This is a genomic window from Klebsiella electrica, from assembly GCF_006711645.1.
GTDB lineage: Bacteria > Pseudomonadota > Gammaproteobacteria > Enterobacterales > Enterobacteriaceae > Klebsiella > Klebsiella electrica.
The window spans coordinates 2,063,718-2,082,890 of sequence record NZ_CP041247.1 but is presented as its reverse complement, the minus strand read 5'-3'; the positions used below and the strand labels follow the sequence as shown (position 1 = coordinate 2,082,890).

Here is a 19,173-nt window from a genome sequence, read left to right as displayed (position 1 = left end):
TGATGCGCAACGACAAAAAAGCCACCCGCAGGTGGCTCAACTGAAACGATGGAGGTTAGCGCCGGGGGTTTTTCGCCCGGGTTCGCGCCGTTTTTTTCTCCTCCGGGCTCGTCTGCGCCGCGGGTGCAGGCTGAGGTTCAGCCTCTTTACCCACCGGCTGAACCAGCGCCGGGTCACTCTCCGCCGCGGGTGATTCTGTCGACGCAACCTCCGGGCTCTCCTCGAAGGCCAGGCAGGAGGCGACCTCTGCGCAAGAGGCAACATTGACCACCGCAATCCTCGCATCAGGGCCGTTCTCTGCCGCCGGGAGGCATTCGGCGACAGGCGCTGCTGGTTCAGGAAGCACGCCGCACGTTTGCGATGAGGCAATCAGAGTGTCGATCCCGGCAGCGGTACGCGCAATCACTTTCCAGGCGTAGACCTGCCCGACCCGGCTGGCGGCGGCAACCCCGGCGGACACGGCGGCGTTCATGGCGCCAACCTCACCGGTTAATTTGATGGTCACCAGCCCGCCGCCCTTCGTCAGCTCGTATCCGACCAGTTCGACATTCGCCGATTTTATTGCCGCATCGGCGGCCTCTACCGCCGCCGTTAAGCCAACGGTTTCAATTAAGCCTAAGCTCTGCCCGGACATATCTCTCTCCTGTTATTTTTCATGCAAGGGGGCACACACCGACGCGCGCAGCTGGCCGGCGGCATCGTCACGCAACCGCGGCGCCTTATCCGTGCGTTCCCAGGGGAAGACCTCCCGACCAAAATGGCCGTAGCAGGCCGTCTGGCGATAGCGCGGCGCCAGCAAATCAAGCTGGCGGATAATGCCATACACGCTGAGGTCAAAATGATGGTCGACCAGCTGCGTCAGCTGCTTCGCCGACAGCCGGGAAGTCCCAAATGTATTGATGGCCACCGAAACCGGTCGGGAAAGGCCAATGGCCCAGGCCAGCTGGACTTCACATCGCGTGGCGAGCCCCGCCGCAACGATATTTTTCGCCACGTAGCGCGCAGCATAGGCCGCGGAACGATCGACCTTCGAAGGATCTTTACCGGAAAACGCCCCGCCGCCGTGGCGCGCTGCGCCGCCATAGGTATCGACAATAATTTTGCGCCCGGTCAGGCCGCAATCCGCAGCGGGTCCACCGTTGATAAATGGCCCCTCAGGATTAATCAGTAGCCGCGTGGCGGGAGTCAGCCAGCGCGCCGGAATAACCGGTTTAATGACCTCTTCCAGCACCGCTTCACGCAGTGTCGCCAGCGGAAGATCGGCGCGATGCTGCGTGGAAACCACGATGGTGTCAGCATGATCGACCCGTCCGTCACGATAATGCAGCGTCACCTGGCTCTTGGCATCCGGTAATAACCCATCCAGCTGGCGCGTTTTACGCAGCTGCGCCTGACGCGCCATCAGCCGGTGGGCGTAGAGAACGGGAGCAGGCATCAGCTGCGGCGTTTCATCGCAGGCATAGCCGAAGGTGATTCCCTGATCGCCGGCCCCCAGTGAGGCCGGATCGCGGGCGCGGATCCCGTTAGCAATATCAGCAGATTGCCTGCCCAGCAGGCTGATCACCGCACAAGTTGCGGCGTCAAAACCTTTCGACGAGTGGTCGTAGCCGACAGACTTCACCGTCGCCCGCACAATCTGCTCAAGGTCGATACTGGCATCGGTCGATATCTCTCCGGCCACAATCACCGCCCCGGTTTTGACCAGGCACTCGCAGGCCACTTTGGCCCACGGATCGCTGAGTAAACAGGCATCGAGAATGGCGTCAGAAATCTGGTCCGCCATCTTATCCGGGTGCCCTTCGGCAACGGATTCGGAGGTAAAGAGGTATTCATCCATGGCAGGGCCATTGTATAAAGAAGGGTGTTCTATCTTAGCGGCGCGCGGCGCGGCGGCGAGTAAACAATCTTGCCGGGATAGCGGACTTTCTTGCGCTTACGCTGGGGCAAGCGCAAAAAAGACCGGGTGGCGATCAGCCCGCCTCGGGCGAAGCGATGCGGCGATAATCGGATGGCGCAATGCCGGTCTCTTTCTTGAAGATCCGACAAAAATAGTTCGCATCCTGCCAGGAGAGCTCCAGCGCGATGGTGTTCACTTTTAAATCGCTGAATTGCAGAAGAGATTTGGCGATGTTGATTTTGCGGCTGGTAATGTAACTGGAGAACCCGCTACCGGTACTCTTTTTAAACGCCCGGCTCAGATAGCACGGGCTGACGAAGGACTCCGCGGCGATATCATCCAGCGTCATGTTGTTAAGCATGTTTTTTTCAATATGGAAGCGTGCTCTGGCGACAAAATCCATGCCGCCGCTGGCACTTTTAAACAGCAGCTCAAAGATAGCGCGGCTGAGATTTAACAACCCCACCATCACCTGCCAGTAGCGACCGGCGGCCAGACCGTGCTGATGAATGCTCTGAATCAGATCGGTAATCTGATACCGACACGGGGTATATTTATCGCCGAGCCCGGCAAGGTACTGCTGGAGCAATTCCAGCACGTTGGTCAGCCTCTTCACTCCTTCGTTATCAGACGTCTGTTGCGCGCAGGCCGCATCCAGAATAGCGAATAACCAGGTGTGCCAGCCGGGATAATCACAATCGCTCATCAGGTCGTTTATCGTCTGCCGCTGCTCCCGCGTCGCGACAGCCCCCTGCTCATCCACCAGCAAGGTTTTACGAATCGTATCGCTGAGAATACTCTGCTTAACCGGTTTTAGCAGATAGTCATCCACTTTCAGGCTCAGCATATGACGCACAATGTCAAAGTCATCATTCGCCGTGGTGACAATGACTTTGGTTTGCGTATTTTTCTGCTTGAGATACTCAATAACCTGATTGCCATTGGGTAACGGAATGTTGATATCCACCAGCATCATATCGATTTGATTAAGTTCATCGATAAGCTGAATGGCCTTTTTCCCCGTCGCCGCTTCATGAATGACAGCGTTCTCCACGCAGCGCGAGACGATGCGCTTGAGCGACTCCGACTCAATATACTCATCTTCGACAATAACAATGCTATACATTCTCACACTCCAGACTCAGCCGGTACCAGCGGAAACCGGAGTTTGACCGTGGTGCCGAGCATCGGCTTATGGGGACTGGCTATCTGCAAACCATAGTGTTCACCAAATAACAGCTGCAGGCGGTTGTTGATATTATTAATGCCGATCCCGCCTTTCTGTCGATTCTGGTTGCCGGAGAGAATATGTTCAATATCCTCGGGTGAAATACCATCCCCGTTATCGGTTATCTCGATAATCACATCTTTACCATCATCGGTAGCACGCAGAATAATGTGACTTTTGGTTTCACGCGGCTCGACAACATAATTAAAAAAGTTCTCCACCAGCGGCTGGAGAATTAAAAAAGGACAAACCGTTTCATTATATTTTTCAGGAATATCGCAAATATAGTCAAAGCGCTCATTCATCCTGACCTTTTGAATTGACATATAGCAATTGACATAATTCATTTCGCGGCCAAGGGTAATCAGACCATTGTTATTCTTACGCAGCAAATAGCGCATCATGTCGGAAAAGTCATGCACCATCGTTTCCGTACGGCTGGCATCTTCGAGAAACGCCAGCCGACCTATTGTATTCAGCACGTTAAACAAAAAGTGAGGGTTAATCTGATAAGAAAGCGCTTTGAACTCGGCCTCATGCAATGAACGTTCGATCGCCACGCGTTTACGCAGTTCGCAGGTTAGCTCCTGCTCTTTTTGCCGCAGCTCACGCTGGATGTTGTTGGCATGGGCCTGCTCGACCAAATAGGAGGCTACGTGCAGCAGCGTGTAGGCCGTCGATTCAAAGCGATCGTAGGGGATGCGCGGCGTATTCTCATGCAGATTGATAAGCCAGGGATTGTCTTGCCACAGATGATTATTGTTGAGGATATAGGGAATGGTTTGCTCTTTCTCCGCTTCGACTTTGACCTGCCCGGAGATGAAAGCGCCGAGATAATGATTATTGATCATAATGGGCACGGCAAATTCGACAAAACCACAGTAACAGCGGTAGACCACCGGTTCACCGGCAAGCATCGCCGCCCGCCCTCCGGCGCTGTCGCTGTCATAGCAGTGGCGGGCCAGGGTGGCATTCATTCTCGAGCGGGCGCAAAAATCAGAGAATCCGCTCGCCTGGGTAACCGGAATACCGTCCTGATCGACCACCACCAGCGCAATCATCATTGATTGACTAAAATTATCCTGTAACGTTTGCAACCGGTCAACATCAAGGAATTCGTGTAATTTGTAGTTATTTTTCATGATATCCACCAGGTCAGATCAAAATGCCGCTAAACCATACCCTGGTTACCGTTTTAAAATGATGAAACCGCTCACAAACAAAAAAAATGAGTTGTATGATAAATGTTAATTTAATGACCGTAATGCCTGTGCTTTTTATTATATTAATTAACATTATTTTGGCGAGTGATAATATCATCCAACACCATGATGAATTAATAACACAGAGACGCGCAGTAACCGGTTTCTGTTCTGCCAATTAAATTAAACCGTACAATGAAATTAATCTTTTGCGAATATTCGCTCTCTATGGCCGTAAAAACCCCGCCGTAGGCTTTTATTTGATCCGTCCTGAATAGCGTTGACACGTTCCTGACTTAAATCCGGAGAAGGTGATGATGACTGAGTTCAAACGCCCGCATCGTCTTGCGCAACGCCGCCATCTTCCCTGTTGACTTATTTTGTCAAAGGTTTACTTTTCAGGACATGAAGAAAATACTGATTATCGTCCCCGATGGCGGCATGCTGTTTGAGTCCGCCGGTATTGCCGACATTCTGATGCAGGCAAACCGACTGCATGCCGACGGCGCTCAGGCGCCGCGTTATCGCGTCGCCGTCGCCACCCCCCAGCCTCATCAGGTGATCCACGGTCAGTCCGGGTTGAACCTGCTTGCTGACCACCGCCTTCACGAAGTGGATCCGCGCGAGCCTCTCGATACCATCATCATCACCGGCAAAGGGCAAAACGAGCAGGAAGGCACCGCCGTTGTCGACTGGCTGCGTCTCGCCGCTCCCCACGCACGCCGTATCGCTTCTATCTGCGGCGGCGCGCTTTTGCTGGCGCAAAGCGGCCTGCTCAATGGCCGACGGGCCACCACCCACTGGAAGCTGCTGGAGTCGATGCAGGCGACCTTTCCCGCGATTCGCGTCGAAGGCGGGCCGCTGTATATCCAGGATGGCGCCATCTGGACATCCGGCGGCGTCAGCTCCGGTTTCGACCTGACGCTGGCGCTGGTGGAGGAGGATTACGGCTTTAGCCTCGCCCGCGATATCGCCCAGGATATGGTGATGTATCTGCGTCGCCCCGGCGGCCAGCTGCAGTTTAGCCGCTATAACCTCCAGCAAATCAACGGTCCGGGGCCGCTTGGCGAGCTGCTGAAGTGGATTCTCGACAACCTTACCGGCGACCTGTGCGTGGAGACGCTGGCGGAAAAGGTCGCCATGAGCCCGCGCAATTTCAGCCGCGTGTTTACCCGCGAAACCGGAATCTCTCCGGCGCGCTACGTCGCCGAAGCACGCCTCGCCGCCGCCAGAGAACGGCTCGAACAGAGTAACGACACGCTGGAACGCGTCGCGGAGCAAACGGGATTGGGTAGCGCCATCAACCTGCGACGCATCTTTGAAAAGCAGCTGCACCTGACGCCGGGAGAATATCGCCAGCGCTTTCACTGCCGCAAAATGGCGTAAAGTGATCGTTATTCGTCATTTACGCCAAAATGCCGACCACCTAAAGTACCACCAGAGACAACAAATAAGGAGTTGATCATGGTTAAGGTCGGTATTAATGGTTTCGGCAGAATCGGGCGTAACGTCCTGCGCGCGGCGCTGGGCAATCCGGACATCCAGATTGTGGCAATCAACGATCTGACGGACAGCAAAACGCTGGCCCACCTGTTGAAATATGACTCGCTGCTGGGCACCCTGCCGGTGGCCGTGGAGGCCGCCGACGGAAAACTTAGCGTCGATGGTCAACCGATCATCGTTTACAGCGAACGCGACCCGGCGCGTATTCCGTGGCGAGACGCCGAGGTGGACATCGTTATCGAAGCCACCGGGTTCTTCACCGAACGTGAAAAAGCGGCGGTCCACATTCACAGCGGCGGCGCGAAACGGGTGATCATCTCGGCGCCCGGCAAGAATGATGATTTAACCATCGTGATGGGGGTGAACCACGAGCTTTACGATCCGCAACAGCATGCGGTGGTCAGCAACGGCAGCTGCACCACCAACGGTCTGGCCCCGGCCGCCCAGGTTCTGCATCAGCATTTCGGGATCCAGCATGGCCTGATGAACACCACCCACGCCTACACCAACAGCCAGGCGCTACACGACCAGCCGGAAAAAGATCTGCGCGGCGCCCGGGCGGCAGCGTTATCCATCGTTCCCTACTCCAGTGGCGCGGCCAAAGCGTTGGGCAAAGTGATTCCGGCGCTCGATGGTCGTCTGACCGGCTACTCGCTGCGCGTTCCGGTGCCGGTGGTGTCGATTGTCGACCTTACCGTCACGCTGGAGCGCGCGGTGACGGCGGAAGAGGTGAACGAGGCATTCCGCCAGGCCGCGGCAGCGGGCCCGCTACAGGGTATTCTGGGCTACAGCGACGAACCGCTGGTCTCCAGCGACTATCAGGGCGACCCGCGCTCTTCTATTATCGATGGCCTGTCAACGCTGGTGATTGGCGGCAATATGGTCAAGATCCTCGCGTGGTATGACAACGAATGGGGCTTCTCAAACCGCCTGGTCGATTTGGCGCAGTTTATGGCCCGCCGCGAGCGCTAACCCTGTCCGCGCTGAACGCCCGCCCCACGCGGGCGTTCAGCGTCTAGCGGCGGTTGAGGGCCGCCAGCAATACCCGGCGGGCACGCGGCGCAACCTATTCCCCTACTTTGACAATCCCCCCACCTGCTGCAGATAATTTTCCGCCACTTTCATCGCCACCATTCGCGTTCTTCTCCCTCTTATTCCGGCACTAGTTCTGCATGCCCCAGCGTTTGGTCGTTAGCCTTTCCACGGTCGCAAACACCAGTCCTTCAACCAGCAGGCCAATGGCGGTGACCATCACCAGCCCGGCAAACACCCGGTCGGTATACATCTCATTGCGGTTCTGAAAAATGTACCACCCGAGCCCGCCGCTGCCGCTCGACGCGCCAAACACCAGCTCCGCCGCAATCAGCGTCCGCCAGGCAAAGGCCCAGCCGATTTTCAGCCCCGAGAGCAGCGCCGGCAGCGCGGCGGGGATCAGGATCCACAGCACGTAGCGCCATCCCGTTAATCCATAATTACGCCCGGTCATTTTCAGCGTCTCCGGCACGCTCATAAAGCCAGACCAGGTATTCAGCGCCATGGGCCAGATAACCGAATGAACTATCACAAACACCAGGCTGGCGTTGCCCAGGCCAAACCACAGCAGCGACAGCGGCAGCAGTGCGATGGCGGGAAGCGGGTTAAACATCGCCGTCAGAGTGCTGAGTAAATCCCGCCCGATACGCGTCGAGATAGCCAGCGCGCTGATAAGCAGCGCCAGAAGCGTGCCCAGCAGATAGCCTTTTAATAGCAGGGCGATTGACAACCACGCCCGGTGGAGCAGCTCGCCGCTCGCGATATCCTCCTGCAGAGCGGTAAAGGTTTGCCAGAAACCGGGGAACATCAGGTCATTGTTTTGCCAGCGCGCCGCCCCTTCCCATAGGGCGATCAGCACCAGCAGCAGCAGGGATTTACGCAGCCACGCCTGATTTCCCAGACGCACGAGCAGCGGCAGCGGTTCGGCCAGCGTGAAATTCTCCAACGGCGGCAGCTCGCGCTGATATTCAGGCCGGACAGGAGGTAGGTTGCTCATACTGACTCCCTGAGTGATGATGCTTTGCGCCGACCTCGGGTGATGCCGGGGACGGAAATAACAGATCGTGGATCCGCGCGACGTCGGCCTGGAACCCTTCCCCACCGGCGTCCGCCAGGGTGTACTGATGACAGTTCAGTTCGGCCTTCACCCGCCCGGGATGCGGCGACAGCAGCAGCACCCGGCTGCCGACGATCAGCGCCTCTTCGATGGAATGGGTGACAAAGAGCAGCGTAAACCGCACCTCTTCCCACAGGCTCAACAGCTCCTCCTGCATTTTGCGCCGGGTCAGCGCATCGAGGGCGGCAAAGGGTTCGTCCATCAGCAGAACCTGGGGATGCAGCGCCAGCGCACGCGCAATGGCGACCCGCTGCTTCATCCCTCCGGAAAGCGTATTGGGATAGGCATGGCGAAACGCGCCGAGCCCCACCTTATGCAGAAAGTATTCCGCACGCTCCATCGCCTCCGCTCGCCCCGCCCGACGACTGGCGATTAGCGGGAAGGCGATGTTTTCTGCCACCGTTTTCCACGGCGGCAGCTGGTCAAACTCCTGAAAAACCATCATCCGGTCGGGGCCGGGACGATTCACCGTTTCTCCCGCCAGGCGGATCGCCCCGGAGACCGGGGGCAAAAACCCGCCGATGGCTTTCAGTAAACTGGATTTGCCGCAGCCGGACGGCCCAAGCAGCACAAACCGGTCCCCTGGCCAGACCTCAAAACTGACGTCATGGGTGGCCTGCACCAGCCGCTCGCGGGTGCGGTATTGCAGATTAACGCCCTCAACGCGCAGCAGAGGCGACGGTAATGCGGCGGATAGTTCAGACATATCAACTCCCCGGCAGGGTATGCGCTTCGCTGAAGAAATAATCTTTCCAGGATTCGGCTTTGTGTTTCAGTATTCCCAGCTGATACAACTTGTCGGCATAGACAAATGTCCGCTGAGGGGTAATGGTAAAGTTATTTTCCGGGTCCGCGATCATTTTCTCGATAAACGCCGCCGGGAGCTTAGACTGCTCCACCCGAATATAGGATTGGGCGGCTCCGGCCTTATCTGCTTTTATGATTTTCTCCGCTTCCGCTAAGGCGGCGAAAAAAGCGCGATAGGTTTTGGGATTATCATCATGAAACTTTTGCGTGGTATAGAGCAAATTAAAGGTTCCCGGCCCGCCTAATACATCATAAGAACTTAATATTTTATGAATACCGGCATGTTCAAGCGCCTGATACTGAAAAGGCGGACTGGAGAAATGGGCGCTAATTTCCGATTTCCCGCCGATTAACGCCGCGCTGGCGTCCGGATGCGGGAGACTGACCGTAATAGTATCGAAGCGCTTATAGTCAGCGTTGCCAAACAGTCGCGCGGTCTCTATCTGCAGGGTCCGCGACTGAAAACCCACGCCGGCGGCAGGAACCGCGATACGGTCTTTGCTGCTCAGATCCTTGACGCTGTGCACCGCCGGATTGTTACTCAGCAGATAGTTCGGCATCGATCCCAGAGCCGCAATGGCTTTCACATTCTGCTTGCCGCGGGTGCGGTCCCACAGCGTCAGCGCGGGCGGAACGCCAGCGGCCACCACATCCAGCGCGCCGGAAAGCAGCCCCTCATTAAGTCCGGTGGCCCCGGAAAGCGTTCGCCACTCGACTTTGATGTCCAGCCCTTGCGCCTTACCCTGCTTTTCGATGAGCTGATTATCTCTCACCACATCGAGAATCAGATAGCCAATGCCATATTGCTGGGCAATACCGATGGTGCCCTCTGCCCTGGCAGCGGTCGCCGCCAGCAGGGTACTGAACAGGAATAAAGCCGTTGCCGACCGTTTCCCTCGATAAGCGTTCCTGCTGCCTTGCCGTAAATTCATTTAAGCTCCCGTCAATAATCAACCCACCGTTCGCCATCTGGTTCTGAGGCGTATTTAAAAAGACGATTTATCCTGCCGTCATTTCCAGGAGTTAATAAATTATTTATTGCTATATATTATTCCCGCGCGCCTGCTGATAACAGTAAAATGACATTCAACTCTATTTTCATGCCAGAAATTAACACCCGGTTATCACTATGCGTTTTCCAGATATATAAAATCAGTTTCTGTCGTTATGTTAAGAAATAAACGGCGCTATAGTTTGCCGCTCATATTATTGAGTGGAAAAAACAGGGAGCGGTGATGCCGGTATTTAATCATGATGAGCTGCGTCGCTATTTACGCCAGCGCCTGCAGGACGCCGGGGTAGCAACAGCGGTTGCCGGTGAAGTAGCGGATAATCTTGTCGAGTCGTCGCTGCAAGGCCATGACTCACATGGGGTGACGCTTATTCCCCGCTATATCGAGGCCATTCGCGCCGGAGAACTCGATCCGCAGGCCACCCCGCAGCTGCTGCGCGATGCCGGGCCGGTCATCTCGTTTCACGGCGGCAACGGTTTTGGTCAACTGACCGGTCGACTGGCGATGGAACAGGCCATTTTGCGGGTGCGACAGTTTGGCGTGTGCATTATGGGACTGGCGCAGACCCATCATCTCGGGCGTATCGGCGCCTGGGCGGAACAAGCGGCGGCGGCGGGACTGGTATCCTTACACTTCGCTAACGTCGGCACCCGCTCGGTGGTGCTGCCGTTCAACGGTCGGCGTCCGCGCCTGGGCACCAACCCTTTCTGCGTCGGTATTCCTGTCGCCGACAGGCCGCCTTTGGTGCTTGATTTCGCGACCAGTACCATTGCCGGCAACAAAGCGCGGATCGCCTGGAACACGGGGCGGGAGCTGCCGCCGGGCTGCGCCGTGGATAGCGCTGGCAACCCGACCCGCGATCCGCGCTGGCTGATGCAGGAGCCTCTCGGCGCGCTGCTGGCCTTCGGTGGCCATAAAGGTTCCGGCCTGGCGCTCATTTGCAGCCTGCTCGGCGCGGCGTTGACCGGCGGTGAAAGCGAAAGCGCCCCGCCCCCCGCCGGGCCCGGTATCATCAACAATATGCTGTCGATCGTCTTCGAGCCGTCCCTGCTCGGCGCGGGCGAGCGCTACGCCGAGGCAGTGGCGGACATGCTGGCATGGACCCGCACATCGCGGGACGACGACGAGCTGCTGCTGCCCGGCGAGGCGGAGCAACGGCAGCGGCAATTTCGTCTGCAGCACGGTATTGAAATTGATGAGGTCAGTTGGCAGCAGTTCAAAGCGCTGGAAGGCGCCTTATCTCCGCCGCACTCTTGAACCAATAAAGCCGTAGCGCGCGTCGGTGAAGAGGGTGTTCATTACGCGATACAGCAGGAGCGGCCCCGATATTCCTCCTCCTGCGCATCGCCGCGATCGCCAGCGGGCGGAAAATTCGCTATCATCCGCCCCCACCCTTTTCAGACGCCTGCTCATGTCCACCATCGTCGATACGTTTATTGCACCGCCCTGCCACCAACCTATCGGGATCCTTTATCAGGACGAGCACCTGCTGCTGATCAATAAGCCCGCCGGGCTGCTCAGCCTGTCGGGGAAAAATCCGCAAAATCTCGACTCGGTGCATTATCGGCTGGCGCAGCAATTTCCCGGCTGTACCCTCGTTCACCGCCTCGATTTTGGCACCTCCGGGCTGATGGTGGTGGCAAAAAATAAAGCGATTAATGCAGCGCTGAGCCATCAGTTCAGCCAGCGTTCGGTGACTAAGGTTTACAGCGCCCTGCTGTGCGGGCATCTGCGTGAGGATGAAGGCGAGATCGATGCCCCCATTGCCAAAGATCCGGCTCGCTTTCCGCGGATGACGATTTGCGCCATCAATGGCAAGCCCGCCCGCTCCCGCTACCGGGTGACTGAGCGTCTCTCCCGCGAAGGCGCAGAGGGGACTCTGCTGCCGCTGAGCCGGGTACTGCTGTTCCCAGAAACCGGGCGCACCCATCAGTTGCGTATCCACTGCCAGTTACTGGGGCACCCGATTCTGGGCTGCGATCTCTACGGCGGTCTGACGTGGCCGGGCAGCGCGCATGCACCGCGGCTCATGTTGCATGCCAGCGAACTGCATTTTGTTCATCCTGTTAGCGGCGAGCCCGTCACCGCACGTAACGACAGTCCGTTCTGAATCTCACGCCGGCGAACGGGGTGCCGCAGGGCCAGCCGCTGCTGGTACAGGCCGGATCATCGGAGGCAGGGTTTGGCGGCACTAGTACCGCGCTGCGGCTAATCCGCGACGACGATCATCCTGGAACCGGGGGCGTTTACTGCTGCAAAACGCCGATAGCTGGCTGCGGATCGGCAACGCACGCGCCGCCTTGTCCGGTCCGGTGTTTCAGAGTTGCGTCACGCCCTGTTGGCGCGCCTCTTCGCGCCACGCCAGCAGCCGGGAATAGGGTTCCCGGGACACCGGGCTGAAACCGCAGATAAACTGCGCCTCGCAGCGCTCCCGATATCGTGCGTCGCTGACCAGCTGTCGCAGCGCCGCGCGCAAACCGGCCAGAGTTTGCGCTGACGTTTGCGGCCCGGTAATCAGCGGCAGCCCCGGCGCCGATGGCGTCTGGCCGATAACGCGCAAGCCGTCGAGCACGGCAGGCTCGTGACGCGCCAGCAGCGCCCAGCTCACGCAATCAATGGCGGCAATATCGCCCGCCCCCTGCTGTAAGCCGATCAGCGACTGCCGGTGGCTGCCGCTAAAATTGACCGCGGCAAAAAAACGTCCCTCGTGAGCCAGCGGCGCCACCATTTTCAGGAAGACGTTGTAGCCGGACTGCGAATCGGGCGCATTGCAGATTGCCCGCCGCCCGCGAAAATCGGCGAGCTGCCGCGCATTATCCGCCGCACGGGCCACCAGCAGGCTACGGTACTCAATCCCTGCGCAACCGGGTGCCGAATAGTGAAAACAGCCAACCGTCTGCACCTGCGGCAGCAAAGTCACCAGCGGATAGCCGCAGGTCTGGCTCAGCAGCAGATCCGGCTGACGCCAGTGCGAGAGTAAGTCCCCCGGCGGCGTCGATGGCGAACTCACGGCAATGCCCCGGGCGAGCAACAGCTCCCGCACCGCGGCTTCTAACGCCTGATTCTCCAGCGAGTGAACCGCATACATCGGCAAATTCACGCTATGACTCATCGCTCTCTCCTGCCTGTGGGGCTTTCCCGATCCCCGGATGAGCATTAACCGCCACCGCGCTAAAGAAAAAGGCGCGCAGCCACTCGCCATAGCCGCGCACCACGAACCCGTGGTTACGCTGCTGGTAGCGTTCCCGCTCCAGCAGATAGATTTTTCTCAGACCGTACCACGGCACGCCGGGCAGATCGTGATGCACGGAGTGGTAGTTAAGATTCAGAAACAGCACTCGCCACAGCAGCCCGGCCTCATTGATCACCGATCGCGCCAGCGGATCGTCAGCGGCCCGATGTTCGAAGAAGGCGCGAATTTTGGTCAGCGCCAGTGCCGGGTAGCTGATGACCACCACGAAATAGAGCGGCGAAAAATCACAGTGCGCCATCCACGTCAGGAGCGCGGCCAGCAACCCGCCGTGCACCAGCCACATGACCATCGCGCTCCCCTGCCGCTGGCGAAAGGCGTTCACCGCGCTGACCAGCGTCTGGACAATATCCAGCAGCGGCGCCAGCAGCAGACGGCCGAAAAACGTATTGCGCAGATGTATCACTTTACGCTGCCAGGGCGAGAAACGGCGCCAGCTTTCGGCGCTAAAATAGTACGATTCGGGGTCATCCACCGGCAGCGTCAGCCGGTCGTTATGGTGGTGCGCCAGGTGCGAGTCGCGATACAGCCCGTAGGGATACCACACCGCCAGCGGTAACGTGCCCAGCAGCTGATTACACCACCGCCAGGGCGTCGGGTGGCCGTGGATCAGCTCATGCTGTAACGACATATACCAGGCGGTAAACCAGATAAGCAGCACGGTCGCCGGAAACAGCCCCAGCGTCCGCCAGTAGGCCAGGGTCATAAACCAGCCGCTGTAAACCGCAATAATGACTAGCCAGGTGGGTAATTCGCTGCGCCACAGCCAGCGGCGGGAAAGCTGGCGAATCAGCTCCCGCTGCTGCTGATGCAGATACTTCGACGAGTGCTGTGTCATCGCTACCGGTACTCTCTCCGCGTCACTTTTTCCTCCAGAAGATGTGAGAAAACGCGGAAAATCACAAAGTATTTAAATCACTTAGCTTTGCCAGAAAATGGCGATGCGGCTATTTTTCCACCCGGCAGAGTCGCGCGAGCTGCCCGCATGCGACGAACGCGCCGCCCGCAGGCCCGTGACGGCATGTTCCGCTGCGCGCGGCGGATAAAAACGGCTATCGTCTCATGACATTACAGTATAATGTTAACGGTCGGAGCTCCGTGTGAACGCGCATGAACCGACCGATTGACAGTATCGCCCGGTGGGCGCCTGAAATTGCTCGCGGAGTATAAGACCTGAAGGTCACATAATTAGACTCGCCTGATGCGGTCATTTTACAGGAGTATGTCATGTCATCGTTAAACGTCGCCTTTATCAAAGCCAACTGGCACAGTGACATCGTCAGCCAGGCGCAGAGCGGTTTTCAGCAAGAGCTGGAGCGTCAGCAGGTTGATTATTCACTCGACAGCTGGGATGTCCCTGGCGCATTTGAAATGCCGCTTCTGGCTCAGAAGCTGGCAAAAAGCGGACGCTATGATGCCATCGTGTGCGCCGCGCTGGTGGTCGATGGCGGCATCTATCGCCATGACTTCGTCGCCCAGGCCGTGGTCAGCGGTCTGATGCAGGCCCAGCTGGCGACAGAAGTCCCGATGTTCTCCGTCTCCCTGACGCCGCACAACTTCCAGCCTGCCGACGAGTTCATCGATTTTTACAGCCAGCATTTCGTCAAAAAGGGCCAGGAGGCCGCCAGAGCGGTGCTGCAGATCCACAACTTGCCGCTGGCGAAAGCGTGAATCAGCGCCTTTAAGCGCGTTGTCCGCTAACGATGAGCCCCCGCCGACGCTCTTTTGCATGTCCGCGGCGGGCCTACTTCATCAAGGCCTGAAACTGCGGGTTAAACTCATCGAAGATCGGCAGTGCGGCAGCGCCGAGGGCGGCGGTGTCGGTGCCCGTCATCCCCATTTTCACCCGCATGGCCGGGAGATAGCGCCCGCGCACCGACTGATACAGCGGCGGCAGACGGGCCAGCACTTTCTCCAGCAGCGGCGCGGGCATCATCCCGCCGACCACCACCGTTTGCGCATCGAACACGCACTCCAGCATATTAATGGCCTGGCGCAGCGGCGGTAACGCCGTCTCCACCCAGCTATCGAACAGCGACGCCTCCACCGCCAGCAGATCCTCGGGCAGCGCCCGGTAGGGGTCGAGGCCGCAAAACTCATAGGCCGCCTGTAGGGAAACGTAGCGTTCAAGGCAGCCCTGGTTGCCGCAGTAACAGGGGCGTCCTCCCGGTTGCACCACGATATGCCCGACCTCTCCGGCATTGTGGGCGTGGCCGGTATAAATATGGCCGTCGGCGAAAATCCCGGCGCCGAGCCCGGTGCCGATATACAGATAAACAAACGAATGCAGCTGTCGCGCCACGCCGTGGAAGCGCTCGCCGATAGCCGCTACCGTGGCGTCATTTTCCAGGGTGACCGGCAGACCGCTTATCCGCTCCAGCTCCGACGCCACATCCACCCCTTCCCAGCCGTTGAGAGTGGTCGGCCCGGTCGATGAAATGCCCTCCACGCCAAACGGCCCTGGCATCACTACGCCAATGCCCAGCACCCGGCTCCAGTCGAGCCCGGGTAGCGCTTTCATCTCCTGCACCACCCCGGCAATGCGGGCAAAGGTGGCACCAGGTTGGGGCTTTTGCACCAGAATGAGCCGACGGAAATGGATCTCGCCGGTGAGATCCACCAGCACGATGATTAAGGTTTGATGGTCGAGATGGATCCCGATTGACCATGCGCTGGCGGGGTTAAGACTCACCGGCACCGCCGGCTGACCGCGCCCTGCCGCGCGGCGCGGTTCATGACTGGTGAGCAGCGCCATCTGCTGTAGCTCGGCGACAATATTGGAGACCGTTTGCGGCGTCAGCGCGGTAATTCGCGCCAGCTCCGCCCGGGTCAATGTACCGTGCAGACGCACGGCCTCAATCACCACCCGTCGGTTGTGTACACGCGCATGTTCAAGGTTGGTTCCCGAGGTTTTCATTCCGTCCCTTCCTGGTCGCATCATGCTGCAATTCTAGCCCGCGTCACAATTCTCGCAACGACATTCTCCGCCCGCCTTTCGGGTGGCATAAGCTTTGCTACGCTTAGGCTAAGGGCCACGAATGACGTTTGGGCCGTATTGTCGCCCCGATTAAATCAATCAAATTGATTTAATAAATCATATTCCTCTTTTTAGTACCGCGGAGAGCAACATGAACGACTACAGTGCATTGCGGGTTAAAGCCGGTCTGCTGGCTATGCTGGTCATCAGCGGGAGTGCGGCGGCAGCCACCACTCAGGTTAACGCCCTGTTTATGACCCAGGCGGCGTACAGCGAAAATGACATTCGTGCCATGACCACCGACTTCGAAAAACAAAACCCGGATATCAAAATCAACCTTGAGTTCGTCCCCTACGAAGCGTTGCATGACAAAATCGTTGCTGCGCGTGGCGCCGGCGGCAACGGCTACGACGTGGTGCTGTTCGATGCCATCTGGCCTGCCGAATTTAGCCACTTCGATCTGCTGCAGGATGTCTCGGCACGTATTCCCGCCGCCGAACGGGAGAAAATCTTCCCCGGCGCCATGAATACCGTGGTTTACAAAGGTAAAACGCTGGGCATGCCGTGGATCCTCGACACCAAGTATCTTTACTACAACAAAGCGATGCTGGACAAAGCCGGGATCAAGCAGCTGCCGACCACCTGGCAACAGGTGCTGGATGACGCCAGAATCATCAAGGATAAAGGCATCGTTAAATACCCGCTGGTGTGGAGCTGGTCGCAGGCAGAAGCGCTGGTGTGCGACTACACCACCCTCGTCTCCGGGTTTGGCGGACAGTTTTATCAGAATGGCAAACTGGATTTTTCCACCCCGGCGTCGTTGAAAGCGGTCACGCTGATGAAGAAATCGCTGGATGACGGGTTGAGCAATCCGGCCTCGCGCGAATATCTGGAAGAGGATGTGCGCAAGGCCTTCTCCAACGGCGACGCGGCATTTGCCCTGAACTGGACCTATATGTACAACATGGCCAACGACCCGAAACAAAGTAAGGTCGCGGGCGATGTCGGCATTATGCCGGCACCCGGCGATACGCCGGACAAACCCGGGGCGGTGAACGGGTCAATGGGGTTAGGTATTGCCAAAGCCAGCCAGCATCCGGAGCAGGCGTGGCAGTATATCCACTATCTGACCTCGCAACCGGTGCAGGATAAATACGCGAAGCTGAGCCTGCCGGTGTGGAAATCCTCCTACCAGGACCCGGCCGTGGCGAAAGGTCAGGAGAGCCTGATCGCCGCAGCGGATAAATCGCTGAACGTAATGCTTTCGCGCCCGGAAACCGCGGACTACTCGCGACTCTCCAACGCGTTACAGCAGCAGCTTCAGGCGGTCTTGCAAGGTAAAGCCGCCCCGGACGCCGCGATGCAAGCCGTCGACAAAAGCGCGGCGCGCCTGCGTTAAGGACATTTGATGCTGAGTTTGCAACAACGCGAACAGCGTCAGGCATGGGTGCTGCTGGCACCCATGCTGATCGTGATGTTCCTGCTGACGGCCTGGCCACTGGCGCGCACCCTGTGGCTGAGTTTTACCGACACCGCGCTGGTGGGCAATGGCGATGCGACCAATTACCTCTGGCTGGATAACTATCTGTATGCGTTAACCGACCCGGATTTTCGCGCCGCCTTCGCCCGCACGCTCTATTTCACCGTGGTCTCCGTCGCCATTGAAGGGGTTATCGGCGTGCTGGTGGCGCTGTTGCTCAATCAGCAATTTGTCGGACGCACTCTCCTGCGGGTGCTGGTCATTTTGCCCTGGGCGCTGCCGACTATCGTTAACGCGATGATGTGGCGGCTCAACTTCAACCCGGACTACGGCAGTATTAACGCTTTGCTCAGTCAATGGGGCATTATCGACGGTTATCGCAGCTGGCTGGGGTCGCCGGACTCGGCACTCAATGCGGTGATGCTGGCGGACATCTGGAAGAACTATCCGCTGGTCACCCTGCTGGTGCTGGCCGCGCTGCAATCCATTCCGGAGGATTTATACGAAGCAGCCCGCCTTGACGGCGCTTCGTCGTGGCGGCGGTTTCGCGCCATTACCTTCCCGGCAATCGCCGCCCCGCTCGGCGTGGCCCTGATCCTGCGCACCATCGACGCATTTAAGGTCTTCGATATTATCTATGTGATGACCCGCGGCGGGCCGCTGGACAGTACCCGCACGCTGAGTTTCTTCGTCTACCAGGAGTCCTTTAGCTATCTGCGGGCGGGCAGCGGCGCGGCGTACGCCATCCTGATGACCCTGATGTGCGCCCTGCTGATCGTCCTGTATCTGTTTATGCTGCTTCGCCAGCGCCGCCGGAGCACTGATTATGAAACGTAAACTGCGTATTCTGCTGCGCTACCTGGCGGCCCTGCTGGTCGCGCTGTCGATACTGGCCCCGATGGCGTGGCTCTTTTTGATGAGCGTCAGCGCCACCGCCGATCTGACACGGGTACCGCTGGAGTGGCTGCCGCGTCAGTGGGACTTCAGCCGCTACGCCCGTCTGCTGTCATTGCAGCCCGGCGAGCCCGGTGCGCTGTTTCTCCCCGCCCTGCGCAACAGCCTGCTGGTTGCCGTCGGCGCGACGCTGGTGTCGCTGCTGCTGGCGGTGCCCGCCGCCTTCAGCTTCTCGCGCTACCCCGGGCGCGACGGCTGGCTGTATGCCGGGCTCGGTATCTATATGGTGCCGCCGGTGGCCTTCGTACTGCCGCTCTATTTTATCCTCGAACACTTCGGGCTGCTGAATACCCGCAGCGGGTTGGTACTGGTTTACTGTTCGCTGATTATGCCGTTTCTCACCTGGATGGTGAAAAATCAGTTCGACGCGCTGCCGCAGGACATTGAGCAGGCCGCCAGGCTCGACGGTCTGCGGGTCTGGCAGGTGCTGCTGCGCATCACCCTTCCCCTGGCAAAACCGATGCTGGGAGCATCGGCGCTGTTCGGCTGGCTGCTGGCGTGGGATGAGTTTTTCTATGCGCTGCTGTTTACCAGCAACATTGCCGCCCAGACGCTGCCGGTCACCATTGCCGGATTTACCGCCGGGCGCGCCACTGACGATGGACTGGTGGCGGCGGTCGGCATCCTCGCCTCGGTCCCGCCGCTGTTTATCGCCATCTGGCTACAAAAAACGCTGGTCAGCGGCCTCACTCACGGTGGAAGTAAGGGATAAC

General features: G+C 58.3%; 18 protein-coding genes. 8 read left to right on the top strand and 10 right to left on the bottom strand.

The annotated features are described in order from the left end of the window. Positions 1-55: 55 nt before the first annotated feature. The 4 genes from Electrica_RS09855 to Electrica_RS09840 all read right to left on the bottom strand — a co-directional run bounded on the left by Electrica_RS09855 (position 56) and on the right by Electrica_RS09840 (position 4,267). Positions 56-634: a BMC domain-containing protein gene (locus Electrica_RS09855; RefSeq protein WP_141964382.1), complete on the bottom strand. Its 579-nt coding sequence runs from the start codon at positions 632-634 to the stop codon at positions 56-58. Positions 635-646: 12 nt separating this feature from the next. Next, the gene (gene metK / locus Electrica_RS09850) at positions 647-1,837 is read right to left on the bottom strand and encodes a methionine adenosyltransferase (protein WP_141964381.1); all 1,191 of its coding nucleotides are present in this window, start codon (positions 1,835-1,837) and stop codon (positions 647-649) included. A 133-nt stretch (positions 1,838-1,970) separates the two neighbouring features. Further along, positions 1,971-3,023: a response regulator gene (locus Electrica_RS09845; RefSeq protein WP_141964380.1), complete on the bottom strand. Its 1,053-nt coding sequence runs from the start codon at positions 3,021-3,023 to the stop codon at positions 1,971-1,973. A 2-nt stretch (positions 3,024-3,025) separates the two neighbouring features. Beyond that, positions 3,026-4,267, bottom strand: coding sequence for a sensor histidine kinase (locus Electrica_RS09840; protein ID WP_191120900.1), 1,242 nt, complete (start codon positions 4,265-4,267; stop codon positions 3,026-3,028). Between the two features lie 465 nt (positions 4,268-4,732). On the opposite strand from Electrica_RS09840, the gene Electrica_RS09835 reads away from it, so the two are divergent. Beyond that, positions 4,733-5,713: a GlxA family transcriptional regulator gene (locus tag Electrica_RS09835; RefSeq protein WP_141964378.1), complete on the top strand. Its 981-nt coding sequence runs from the start codon at positions 4,733-4,735 to the stop codon at positions 5,711-5,713. Between the two features lie 78 nt (positions 5,714-5,791). Continuing rightward, positions 5,792-6,802 (top strand): type I glyceraldehyde-3-phosphate dehydrogenase, encoded by a 1,011-nt coding sequence (gene gap, locus Electrica_RS09830; RefSeq protein WP_131047838.1) that lies wholly within the window; start codon positions 5,792-5,794, stop codon positions 6,800-6,802. 190 nt (positions 6,803-6,992) lie between these two features. Here the strand turns inward: gap and Electrica_RS09825 are convergent, their stop codons facing one another. Genes Electrica_RS09825 through Electrica_RS09815 form a run of 3 tightly spaced genes read right to left on the bottom strand, consistent with a single transcriptional unit; the run spans position 6,993 to position 9,718 of the window. Then, positions 6,993-7,859 (bottom strand): ABC transporter permease, encoded by an 867-nt coding sequence (locus Electrica_RS09825; protein ID WP_141964377.1) that lies wholly within the window; start codon positions 7,857-7,859, stop codon positions 6,993-6,995. After that, positions 7,831-8,685 (bottom strand): ABC transporter ATP-binding protein, encoded by an 855-nt coding sequence (locus tag Electrica_RS09820; RefSeq protein WP_100682394.1) that lies wholly within the window; start codon positions 8,683-8,685, stop codon positions 7,831-7,833. The genes Electrica_RS09825 and Electrica_RS09820 overlap by 29 nt, the downstream gene beginning before the upstream one ends. Before the next feature lies 1 nt (position 8,686). Continuing rightward, the gene (locus tag Electrica_RS09815; protein WP_131047835.1) at positions 8,687-9,718 is read right to left on the bottom strand and encodes an ABC transporter substrate-binding protein; all 1,032 of its coding nucleotides are present in this window, start codon (positions 9,716-9,718) and stop codon (positions 8,687-8,689) included. Between the two features lie 303 nt (positions 9,719-10,021). Between Electrica_RS09815 and Electrica_RS09810 the strand changes: the two genes are divergently transcribed. Beyond that, positions 10,022-11,056, top strand: coding sequence for a malate/lactate/ureidoglycolate dehydrogenase (locus tag Electrica_RS09810; RefSeq protein ID WP_141964376.1), 1,035 nt, complete (start codon positions 10,022-10,024; stop codon positions 11,054-11,056). Between the two features lie 154 nt (positions 11,057-11,210). Further along, positions 11,211-11,909, top strand: coding sequence for an RluA family pseudouridine synthase (locus Electrica_RS09805; RefSeq protein WP_131047834.1), 699 nt, complete (start codon positions 11,211-11,213; stop codon positions 11,907-11,909). A gap of 207 nt (positions 11,910-12,116) precedes the next feature. Here Electrica_RS09805 and Electrica_RS09800 read toward each other — a convergent pair whose 3' ends face one another. Then, positions 12,117-12,911 (bottom strand): phosphate/phosphite/phosphonate ABC transporter substrate-binding protein, encoded by a 795-nt coding sequence (locus Electrica_RS09800; RefSeq protein ID WP_141964375.1) that lies wholly within the window; start codon positions 12,909-12,911, stop codon positions 12,117-12,119. Continuing rightward, a complete protein-coding gene (locus Electrica_RS09795) occupies positions 12,901-13,887 on the bottom strand; it encodes a fatty acid desaturase (protein WP_141964374.1) in 987 nt (328 codons plus the stop codon). The genes Electrica_RS09800 and Electrica_RS09795 overlap by 11 nt, the downstream gene beginning before the upstream one ends. Before the next feature lie 389 nt (positions 13,888-14,276). On the opposite strand from Electrica_RS09795, the gene Electrica_RS09790 reads away from it, so the two are divergent. Next, positions 14,277-14,720, top strand: a complete 444-nt coding sequence (locus tag Electrica_RS09790; protein ID WP_100682390.1) for a 6,7-dimethyl-8-ribityllumazine synthase — start codon at positions 14,277-14,279, stop codon at positions 14,718-14,720. Between the two features lie 73 nt (positions 14,721-14,793). Here the strand turns inward: Electrica_RS09790 and Electrica_RS09785 are convergent, their stop codons facing one another. Then, positions 14,794-15,966 carry an ROK family transcriptional regulator gene (locus Electrica_RS09785; RefSeq protein ID WP_100682389.1) on the bottom strand — a complete coding sequence of 391 codons (1,173 nt, stop codon included), beginning with the start codon at positions 15,964-15,966 and terminating at the stop codon, positions 14,794-14,796. A 211-nt stretch (positions 15,967-16,177) separates the two neighbouring features. On the opposite strand from Electrica_RS09785, the gene Electrica_RS09780 reads away from it, so the two are divergent. From Electrica_RS09780 to Electrica_RS09770, 3 genes are read left to right on the top strand one after another with little or no spacing between them, the layout of a single operon-like run. Then, on the top strand, positions 16,178-17,425 hold the full coding sequence (locus tag Electrica_RS09780; protein ID WP_100682388.1) for an extracellular solute-binding protein: 1,248 nt from the start codon (positions 16,178-16,180) through the stop codon (positions 17,423-17,425). Positions 17,426-17,434: 9 nt separating this feature from the next. After that, the gene (locus Electrica_RS09775; RefSeq protein WP_141964373.1) at positions 17,435-18,343 is read left to right on the top strand and encodes a carbohydrate ABC transporter permease; all 909 of its coding nucleotides are present in this window, start codon (positions 17,435-17,437) and stop codon (positions 18,341-18,343) included. Beyond that, positions 18,333-19,172: a carbohydrate ABC transporter permease gene (locus Electrica_RS09770; RefSeq protein WP_131047829.1), complete on the top strand. Its 840-nt coding sequence runs from the start codon at positions 18,333-18,335 to the stop codon at positions 19,170-19,172. Before Electrica_RS09775 ends, Electrica_RS09770 begins: the two co-directional genes overlap by 11 nt. Position 19,173 lies beyond the last annotated feature (1 nt).